Source organism: Paenibacillus sp. YYML68, from assembly GCF_027923405.1.
Taxonomy (GTDB): Bacteria; Bacillota; Bacilli; order Paenibacillales; family NBRC-103111; genus Paenibacillus_G.
The window spans coordinates 5,082,152-5,091,020 of the sequence record NZ_BQYI01000001.1; the positions used below are offsets into that span (position 1 = coordinate 5,082,152).

Consider the following 8,869-nt stretch of genomic DNA (forward strand, 5'->3'; position numbering starts at 1 on the left):
TTGGTTATGCTTATTGCTCAAGCTTCGCTTTAGTTCGCTAATGTGCTACCATGCTACCAAAATAAAGGATGTACTCGTAAGTCTACCATGGAATGAAGGAAGCGTCAATGCAGAACGGACCTTCCCGCTCATCCATGACGCTCCTCATTCCTTACCATTGCACATACCATCGCACAGCCCCTTCGCCAGCTACTCCTGCTTCTCCTCCCGCACATCTGCACGGATGACGCGCAGTGGATTGCCTGCGACGAAGCTGTATGGCGCAACATCCTTATGGACGACCGAGCCTGCACCGATGACCGCGTGATCGCCGATCGTGACACCGGGCAATATCGTTGTATTCGCACCGATCATGACGTGGGAGCCGATCTTCACAGCACCGAGCCGATATTCCTTAATCAAGTATTCATGCGTCAATATCGTCGAATTGTACCCGATGATCGTATTATCCCCGACCTCAATCTTCTCAGGGAAGAACACATCCACCATCACCATTAAGGCAAAGGAAGCATGCTCCCCCACCTTCATCCCGAGAACACGGCGGTATATCCACCGTTTCAAGGGAAGGGAGGGCGCATACCTCGCAAGCTGGATGATCACGAAGTTCCGAACCGCCTTCACCCGGCTGATCGTGCTGTACACCTGCCACAGCGAGTTCGGCCCATCTACCGGATAACGGTCAGTCCTTCGCAACTGGCATTTCCCCTTCAACACCGACGATCGGCAGCAGCTCCCGCATATCATCAATCAAGTACGTCGGATTGTATTGGCGCAAGTACTCAAGACCCTTGAGCGACCACGATACGCCGACGCAAGCAACGCCCGCATTGTGCGCTGCCTCTAGGTCATAGTGGCTGTCCCCCACCATCAGTGTCTCCTCCGGCTTGCCGCCCAGCTCCGCAATCGCCTTGAAGATGCCCTCCGGGTCCGGCTTCGCACGTTCGACATCGTCCACCGTAATGACTGACCCGAAGTAGTCGAGGATGCCGGTCAGCTTCAGCCCCATATCTGTCGTCCGGCGCATCTTGCTCGTCACGACGCCGAGCTTCACACCTGCCTCGCGCAGCGTATGCAGCGTCTCGGCCACGTATGGGAACGCCTGCACCAGCTCGTCATGACGACGGATGTTGTACTCCCGATATTTCGTCACCAGATCGTCCACCTGATCTCTGGAGCGCCCTGTAAAGTACATCATCTGCTCCTGCAGCGGTCTGCCCATGTTCGGAATAATGTGATCGCGTGTGACAGGCTCCGGCGTGACGCCGTCGAACGTATGAATGAACGATTGAATAATGAGCTCGTTCGTATCGAGAATGGTGCCATCCAGATCAAACAGTACGGTACGGATCATCACTTTACTCCTTTATCCTCATTAGGATCAACCGCATCAGCGGATGCTTGGTCGGACTCTTCATTTCGATCAGCCTTCACCTGCTGCGCCTCTACCTCTGAAGCAGAATGTGTCATCGGCTGGTCGCTCAACGTAGCCGCTCCACCCTCTCTGGTCGCAAGGGAAACAATCGGGTCCGCATAGCGAGCGTCTGCAGCTCCTGTGCGGCGTCTTACGATAATAAGCACGATAGCAGCTACGATGATCAGCAGTGCAAGCAGCTGCGAGATCCGCACGTTGCCACCGTAGGTCAGCATCCCTTGCTCGAAGCCTAGTGCCGCCATTGGCGACCATAGAGCGTTCATCAGCGAAGCCAGCCAGCTCGGACCAATGAAGTCAAGACTGTCCGTACGGAAAGCCTCGATAAAGAAGCGGCCGATGGAATACCAGATGAAGTAGCTGAAGAACAGCTCGCCCGCCCGCATGAAGCTTTGCCTGCGCAGCACGAATAACACAATAAGACCGACCACGTTCCACAACGACTCATACAGGAATGTTGGATGATAGTACGTGTTATTAATCATCATCTGATTCACAATCCAGTCGGGCAACGTCAGGTTTTGACGCAGGAACGTCTCCGACACCGGACCGCCATGCGCCTCCTGGTTCACGAAGTTGCCCCACCGTCCGATCGCTTGACCGACGATCAAGCCGGGCGCGCATATGTCCGCGATGCGCCAGAAGTTATAGCCTTTGCGTCTTACGTAGATGACCGCAGCGATAATAGCGCCGATCAGTGCACCGTAGATGGCGATGCCGCCGTGCCATATTTTGAACACCTCGATGAAGTTATCCTTGTAATCCTCCCACTTGAACGCTACATAATAGATGCGCGCGCCGATGATCGCCGACGGAACGCCGATCAGCAAGAGGTCCATGAAGAAATCCGAAGGGATGCCGAAGCGCTTGCCTTCCTGAACGGCCAATAGCAAGCCGGCAATCGCTGCAGTACCCAGAATAATACCATACCAATGAACGGTCAGCGGCCCTAATGAGAATGCGACCGGATCCAATGCCAAGAACATGCGTTCGTCGTCTCCCTTACCCTAAGGGCGGACCACTCGGCCCGCACCTGTTATTGACTTGCAAGAGTCCATCCCAAGCAGGCTTGCGAACACGATATCGCTTAATCCAGGTCGTCCATATCGTCATTGAGTGATTCGGTCAGCTTGTTCGTGAATTGCAGCGCTGCGTTGTAGCCCATCCGCTTCAGACGATAGTTCATCGCCGCAACCTCGATAATGACGGCCAAGTTACGACCTGGACGAACCGGAATCGTCACGAGCGGCACATCCGTATCAATGATACGCGTCGTCTCCTCATCGAGTCCAAGCCGGTCGTACTGCTTATCCTGCTGCCAGTTCTCCAGCTTGCAGACGACCGATATTTTCTTCGACGTACGCACAGCGCCCGCACCGAACAAGGTCATCACATTGATAATGCCGATACCGCGAATTTCGAGCAAATACCGGATCAACTCCGGCGCGTTGCCGATTAGCGTGTGGTCGGCTGTCTGACGAATCTCGACCGCATCGTCGGCTACGAGGCGGTGTCCGCGCTTCACCAGCTCCAGCGCCGTCTCACTCTTACCGATGCCGCTCGTGCCCGATATGAGCATCCCAATGCCATAGACATCAACGAGTACGCCATGAATCGTAGTAGAGGGCGCAAGCCGGTTCTCCAGGAAGCCGGTCAATCGGCTTGCCAATATCGTCGTTGCCATCTGCGTCCGCAGCACCGCAATCCCACTCTCATGTGCAGCAGACAGCAGCTCGATCGGCACGTCTAAGCCGCGGCTTACAATAATACAAGGCGTCTCCTCCGGAGCGCACAGCCGGTTCATCCGTTCCTGTCTGTCCTCCGAGGACAGCCCTTCGAAGAAGGTCAGCTCCGTCTTCCCGAGAATTTGTACGCGATCCTTCGGATGGAACGCATAATAGCCCGCCATCTCGAGGCCTGGCCGATACAGGTCCGCGGTCATAATTGGGCGCTTCAAGCCGTTCTCCCCACTGATCACCTCTAGCTGAAATTGCTTCACCATATCTGCTACTTTTACTTTTTTAGGCAACGTTGTCGTCTCCTTTATATCCCAATACAATCATCGTAACGAAATCAGCATCATAAATCAACCGAAGGGCAGCCGCATGTACACGAAAAGCCGACCTATGCAGGCCGGCTTTCCAATAATTCTTTAATTAAGCGTTAAGCAGAATCGACTTTGTCGTTTCTTTATCGAAGAAGTGGACCTTGTTCATATCCACAGCAAGCTTAATGGTTTGACCTTCTGTCACATGGGAACGACCGTTCACACGTCCTACCACGTTCTGCGTGCCAAGGCCAGCCAAGTGAAGGATCAGCTCGTGACCGAGGTTCTCGGACACTTCAACGTGTGCGTTCACGACGGAATTCGGGGATGCCTCGATGAAGATCGCTTCCTCGTGGAAATCCTCTGGACGTACGCCCATGACGACTTCCTTGTTCGCATAACCCTTATCGCGAAGCAGCTTCGCTTTGCCTTCCGGAATTTGAACGTCTACGCCGTTCGCACGGAAGTGCAGGTTACCGCCTTGGTCGGAGAACGCGCCGCTGATGAAGTTCATCGACGGGGAGCCGATGAAGCCCGCAACGAACATGTTCACTGGGTAGTTGTAGATTTCTTCAGGCGTAGCAGCCTGCTGAATGATACCTTTATCCATAACGACGATCCGATCGCCCATTGTCATAGCTTCTGTCTGGTCATGCGTTACGTATACAGTCGTCGTCTCAAGACGCTTAACGAGCTTCGTGATCTCAGCACGCATCTGTACGCGCAGCTTCGCGTCGAGGTTGGAGAGCGGCTCATCCATCAAGAACACTTGCGGCTCACGAACGATCGCACGGCCCAGGGCAACACGCTGACGCTGACCACCGGAGAGCGCCTTCGGCTTACGGTCGAGCAGGTGCTCGATGTCAAGAATCTTAGCAGCTTCACGAACGCGAGCGTCGATGTCAGCCTTCTTGAACTTGCGCAGCTTCAGACCGAACGCCATGTTCTGGTACACGTTCATGTGCGGGTACAGAGCGTAGGACTGGAATACCATCGCGATGTCGCGATCCTTAGGAGCTACGTCGTTCACGAGGCGGTCGCCGATGTACAGCTCGCCTTCTGTGATCTCCTCAAGACCTGCGATCATACGAAGCGTAGTCGACTTACCACAGCCGGAAGCGCCTACGAGAACGAGAAACTCTTTATCTTGAATTTCCAAGTGGAAGTCCTTAACTGTCGCCTCTGTCGCACCTGGATATTTTTTCACAATATGATTTAAACGTACACCTGCCATGGATTGATTCCCCCTATGAATGGTATCGATTGATTATGAACCAATCATACCTTACGAGCCCTCTGCTGACTATGCACAATCTTCACAAAAAAATTACGACCTTTTCGTTACTTTGTACAATAGGAGCGCAAGCTTGACCAGTACGGCATGGTTGAACGTTCGAACGTCGAGCCCTGTCTCCTGCTTGAACTTGTCGAGCCTGTACAGCAACGTGTTACGGTGTATGTACAGCTTCTTGGCCGTCTCACTGACATTGCAGTCCAGCTGAAAAAAGTACTCCAGCGTCGTTACCGTCTCCCCATCGAGCGCGAAATCGAGCCGCTTCAGCACGCGCTCCAGGAAGCTCTGCTTCTCGCTGTCGGGAATGAGATGCACGAGCTTCTCCAGCTGCAGCTCCCACGGCATATGCATATTGCTGCCCACATTATAGGTACGACCTAGCAGTATCGTTTCTCTAAGCTGCAGGATAGCTGTGTACAGCGACTTCGCCGGGAGAATCGGATAGTACACGGCAAGGTGGCATTCTCCGATCCACTCACTCGCCAGCATATCGTGCAGCCCGTAGCCGATCGCGGCAAGCTGCTCCTCCACCGTTTCGTGCTCAGCTTCCTGCTTGTCGTCCCCAAGCCCTGCGGTTAATATTTTTTCCGCACCGAGTATGAGCCACTCCTTATCCGTCAACGGCACAAGCGTAATCGCTGTGTCGAAAAAAGACTCCAACAGCCGCTTCAGCTCCGCATACTTGACGCGCCGCGACGACGTCTGATCGACATAGAGCAGCAGCGGTATTTTGTTCGAATAGAGCGACAGCTGGGATACAAGTGTATCCGGCAGCTCGGCATGCACGGCGCCCAGCTCCTGTTGGCTCTTAACCCACTCCCTCAAGAGTGCCGCCTTGCTCTCGTCGCTGCTGGAGACGGCCGAGCTCTTCTCGGACTTGTGGCGCGTATCGAGCATAAGCTCGACAAGCAGCCGCTCCCTTGACGTTATGGCCTCGGCACTCATCTTGAACAGCAATAGCCCATCGCCATCTGCTCTAGTCTTGAAATAAATGTCTCCATCCCTCTCGGCAATGAGAGCATTGGAGCCAGTTCCGGCTTGCAACATCTCTGGCCAGCTGGCTGCGGGAATCCGTACTTCCTCAACAGATGCCCCTACTATACGTTCGACTTGCTGCCGCAAGCGCTCCCAATCCATACGGCTTCCTCTCCTTATTACAGGTGCGCCTCTCGCCATCCGACCGACCTGTTCATGCTTCTATGTATCGTATGCATCAGCCTCTGATGCTTGCTCTTTCTTCTATTGTAACATAACTGTGTCCCCGCTTCGAAAAAAGCATAAGCGCCGGAGCGCAGCAAAAAGGAAGAGGGGGGAGTCCCTCTTCCTAGTTGATCACTCTTCGCGCCGTTACGTAATGCTCATTCCACCAGCCGCTCTCAATGGTATCGAATTTCACACCGCCGTCGCCATACGTATGAAGCATCATGCCGTTGCCCACATAGATGCCTACATGTCCAATCTGCCCCTTAGAGCTTCTTGTTGTGAAGAACACAAGGTCACCAGCCTCCAGGTTACTGCGGCTTACATATTTGCCTTCCTTCGCTTGATTGCGAGATACTCGCGGCAGATCGATTCCGTACTTGTTATATACCCACTTGACGAAGGAAGAGCAGTCGAACGTCTCCGTTTGTCCATATTTCGCTCCGAATACGTAAGGGGTGCCCATGTACTCTTGTCCATACAGAATGACTTGGATGGCCAACTGGTCTTGCTTCGATAGAACACGTCGGCCGCCAATAAACTGCTTCTCGTGAACGCTAACGCTTCTTGTTACGACCTCATCCTTATAGCTTGAGGCGATAACCATTTTACCGTCACCTACATAGATTCCGGAGAAGCTAGGATCGTTGCCCTTACCGAAGAACAGCACATCGCCTGGCTTAGCTGTGCTTAGCGTCTTGACTAGTGGCTTATCAATCTTGAATTGATCGTCCAGTGCGCGAGGCAGCTTGTAATCCATCATTTTGAATATATAATAATTCAGGCCGGAGGCATCGAAGCCTCTCGTTGGAGATTGTTGCTTCGACGTATATTCCTTGCCTACCATTTCCTTCACAAGTGACACAGCGTCCATATCGTCGTAGGCAGCAGACGCGGTGCCCGCGAATGCGCCAGTCAGGAGAGCAGTCATAGCAGCGGTCATACAGACAGTTCGCAATCCTTTATGTGGAAGCAACATCATAAATCCCCCTATTGAGTGTTTATAGTTCGGCAGCTCGTATAACGCTTTCACTGCCTTTGCACTCATAGATTACCATGGGTGATTTTTGTCCCGCATTCCACAAAAAATGACTGACTTCTTATATTGCTGTTAATCCACCCAGCAGCTACACCATTTTCTATAATTTATGTGCAACATTAATGGCTTGGGCATAAATCAACGAATCATGCAAAGCCGCATGACACAAGGATATACGTAGCATATATACATATATATATCAATATAGATACACTACACCGCCTAACGCACAGGAATATATTACACCTCTTGTATAAAACCATCTATTAAAAGTACCACTATGGACGATAATGGTTTAGCGACCTGATTTTTGGAAATAATGAAAGGATATTTTACCGTTACAAGCAAAAAGTCGGAGGAATATATGTTGAAACCGTCTATTCGTTATGGTCACAGCTCGATTACACTTTCAATTCCTGCAAGCTGTTCTTGGGATACAATCAGTTATAAGCAGAGCAGTATGACGAAAGATCCCCTTACATCGAAGTCGATCATTCTGCAAGCCCTTGCTAATCCGATCGGTTCCCCGCCGCTGCATGAGCTGGCCCGCGGTATTCAGAGCGCAACTATACTCATACCCGATGGAACTCGACTGTGCCCAAGTGGAGAGCTTCTGGGACCCATTCTGGATGAATTAAATGCATCCGGTCTACCTGACGATCAGATCGAAATCATTGTCGCTCTCGGCTTTCATCGCAAGCATACCCACGAGGAGCTGCGTGAACTTGTATCGGGACCTATTTATGAGCGTGTAAGGGTGTCCAATCACTCCTGCCTTCCCGAGCACTGTGAGCTGGTTGGAACGACCCGTCTAGGTACTCCCGTTGAGATCAATCGACAAGTGGTGGCTTCCCCTCTGCGCATTGCTATCGGGAATATCGAGCCACACTCGCTGGTAGGCGTATCTGGAGGCGTTAAAGCGCTCGTTCCCGGCGTCGCATCCAAGCGCTGCATAGAGCATAATCATAGCCTGTCGTTAACCTACACAGCTGTTCCGGGCAACCTGGACAATCCTATTCATCAAGACCTCGAGGAGGCTCATCAGCTGCTGCCCATTCACTTCATCCTGAACGTTATCGTCGATCATGAGCGTCATGTGCTCGAGGCATTCGCCGGAGATGTGAAGCTCGCTCACGCAGAAGGCGCACGCAAGGCGAAGGACCGCTTCGTCTTACCTGTCAATCGTCAGTACGAGCTCGTCATCGCCTCTACGGGCGGCTATCCGAAGGATTTGCAAATGTACCAGGCACTTAAGACATTGCGGAATGCAGCTGCCTTTACGAAGCCGGGAGGAACGATCCTGCTGGCGGCACAATGTGCGGAGCTGCTGGGGAACGGTATGTTTCAATTATGGATCGATACGATGGGGACGCGCGAAGAGATGGCCGCTAAGCTGCGAGCGCAGTTTGTGCTCGGTGCGCATAAGGTGTTACATCTTCAAGAGGTGCTGGAGAAGCATGAGGTGTATTTATTGTCCGCTCTACCGCGAGCCTTGACACAGCAGCTCGGCTTTCGACCTGTGGAGCATCTCGACGATGTGCTAGAACCATTAGTGAAGCGGCATCAAGGGTCGATCGCCATCATGCCATTCGGGGCTCTCACTTATCCTGAAGGCTAGATACGCAAACGAAAAAGAGATCCTGCAGAGGATCTCTTCTACTAATAACATCTAAAATACTAAGGATGAGCCATGTAGGACTCGAACCTACGACACCCTGATTAAAAGTCAGGTGCTCTACCGACTGAGCTAATGGCTCATAAGAAATGGTGGAGGCTGATGGATTCGAACCACCGAACTCGTCAGAGAACAGATTTACAGTCTGCTGCGTTTGGCCACTTCGCTAAGCCTCCAAGGTGATA

Annotated in this window: 8 protein-coding genes and 2 tRNA genes; 1 reads left to right on the forward strand and 9 read right to left on the reverse strand. The window is 52.4% G+C overall.

Features of this window, described 5'->3' with window-relative positions:
* Positions 1-189 precede the first annotated feature (189 nt).
* The 7 genes from PAE68_RS22645 to PAE68_RS22675 all read right to left on the reverse strand — a co-directional run bounded on the left by PAE68_RS22645 (position 190) and on the right by PAE68_RS22675 (position 6,949).
* On the reverse strand, positions 190-693 hold the full coding sequence (locus tag PAE68_RS22645) for an acyltransferase (protein ID WP_281890795.1): 504 nt from the start codon (positions 691-693) through the stop codon (positions 190-192).
* On the reverse strand, positions 680-1,351 hold the full coding sequence (gene ppaX / locus PAE68_RS22650) for a pyrophosphatase PpaX (protein WP_281890798.1): 672 nt from the start codon (positions 1,349-1,351) through the stop codon (positions 680-682). Before ppaX ends, PAE68_RS22645 begins: the two co-directional genes overlap by 14 nt.
* Positions 1,351-2,415 carry a prolipoprotein diacylglyceryl transferase gene (lgt, locus tag PAE68_RS22655; protein ID WP_281890799.1) on the reverse strand — a complete coding sequence of 355 codons (1,065 nt, stop codon included), beginning with the start codon at positions 2,413-2,415 and terminating at the stop codon, positions 1,351-1,353. The genes ppaX and lgt overlap by 1 nt, the downstream gene beginning before the upstream one ends.
* Positions 2,416-2,516: 101 nt before the next feature.
* Positions 2,517-3,458 carry an HPr(Ser) kinase/phosphatase gene (gene hprK / locus PAE68_RS22660; protein WP_281890801.1) on the reverse strand — a complete coding sequence of 314 codons (942 nt, stop codon included), beginning with the start codon at positions 3,456-3,458 and terminating at the stop codon, positions 2,517-2,519.
* 127 nt (positions 3,459-3,585) lie between these two features.
* Entirely contained in the window at positions 3,586-4,710 is a 1,125-nt protein-coding gene (locus PAE68_RS22665; RefSeq protein ID WP_281890803.1) for an ABC transporter ATP-binding protein, read from the reverse strand.
* A 93-nt stretch (positions 4,711-4,803) separates the two neighbouring features.
* Complete coding sequence (locus PAE68_RS22670; protein WP_281890805.1) at positions 4,804-5,907, reverse strand: PucR family transcriptional regulator; 1,104 nt, start codon at positions 5,905-5,907, stop codon at positions 4,804-4,806.
* Between the two features lie 187 nt (positions 5,908-6,094).
* On the reverse strand, positions 6,095-6,949 hold the full coding sequence (locus tag PAE68_RS22675) for a C40 family peptidase (protein ID WP_281890806.1): 855 nt from the start codon (positions 6,947-6,949) through the stop codon (positions 6,095-6,097).
* A 424-nt stretch (positions 6,950-7,373) separates the two neighbouring features.
* On the opposite strand from PAE68_RS22675, the gene PAE68_RS22680 reads away from it, so the two are divergent.
* On the forward strand, positions 7,374-8,627 hold the full coding sequence (locus tag PAE68_RS22680) for a nickel-dependent lactate racemase family protein (protein WP_281890808.1): 1,254 nt from the start codon (positions 7,374-7,376) through the stop codon (positions 8,625-8,627).
* A 66-nt stretch (positions 8,628-8,693) separates the two neighbouring features.
* Here the strand turns inward: PAE68_RS22680 and PAE68_RS22685 are convergent.
* Positions 8,694-8,766, reverse strand: a tRNA-Lys gene (locus PAE68_RS22685).
* Between the two features lie 8 nt (positions 8,767-8,774).
* Positions 8,775-8,860: transfer RNA gene (locus PAE68_RS22690), tRNA-Tyr, on the reverse strand.
* Positions 8,861-8,869: the final 9 nt, after the last annotated feature.

Bases quoted from the DNA above. Each gene is read 5' to 3' on its own strand.
- PAE68_RS22675 (WP_281890806.1), bottom strand. From the start codon at position 6,949: ATGTTGCTTCCACATAAAGGATTGCGAACTGTCTGTATGACCGCTGCT.
- PAE68_RS22665 (WP_281890803.1), bottom strand. From the start codon at position 4,710: ATGGCAGGTGTACGTTTAAATCATATTGTGAAAAAATATCCAGGTGCG.
- lgt (WP_281890799.1), bottom strand. From the start codon at position 2,415: ATGTTCTTGGCATTGGATCCGGTCGCATTCTCATTAGGGCCGCTGACC.
- ppaX (WP_281890798.1), bottom strand. From the start codon at position 1,351: ATGATCCGTACCGTACTGTTTGATCTGGATGGCACCATTCTCGATACG.
- PAE68_RS22680 (WP_281890808.1), top strand. From the start codon at position 7,374: ATGTTGAAACCGTCTATTCGTTATGGTCACAGCTCGATTACACTTTCA.
- PAE68_RS22670 (WP_281890805.1), bottom strand. From the start codon at position 5,907: ATGGATTGGGAGCGCTTGCGGCAGCAAGTCGAACGTATAGTAGGGGCA.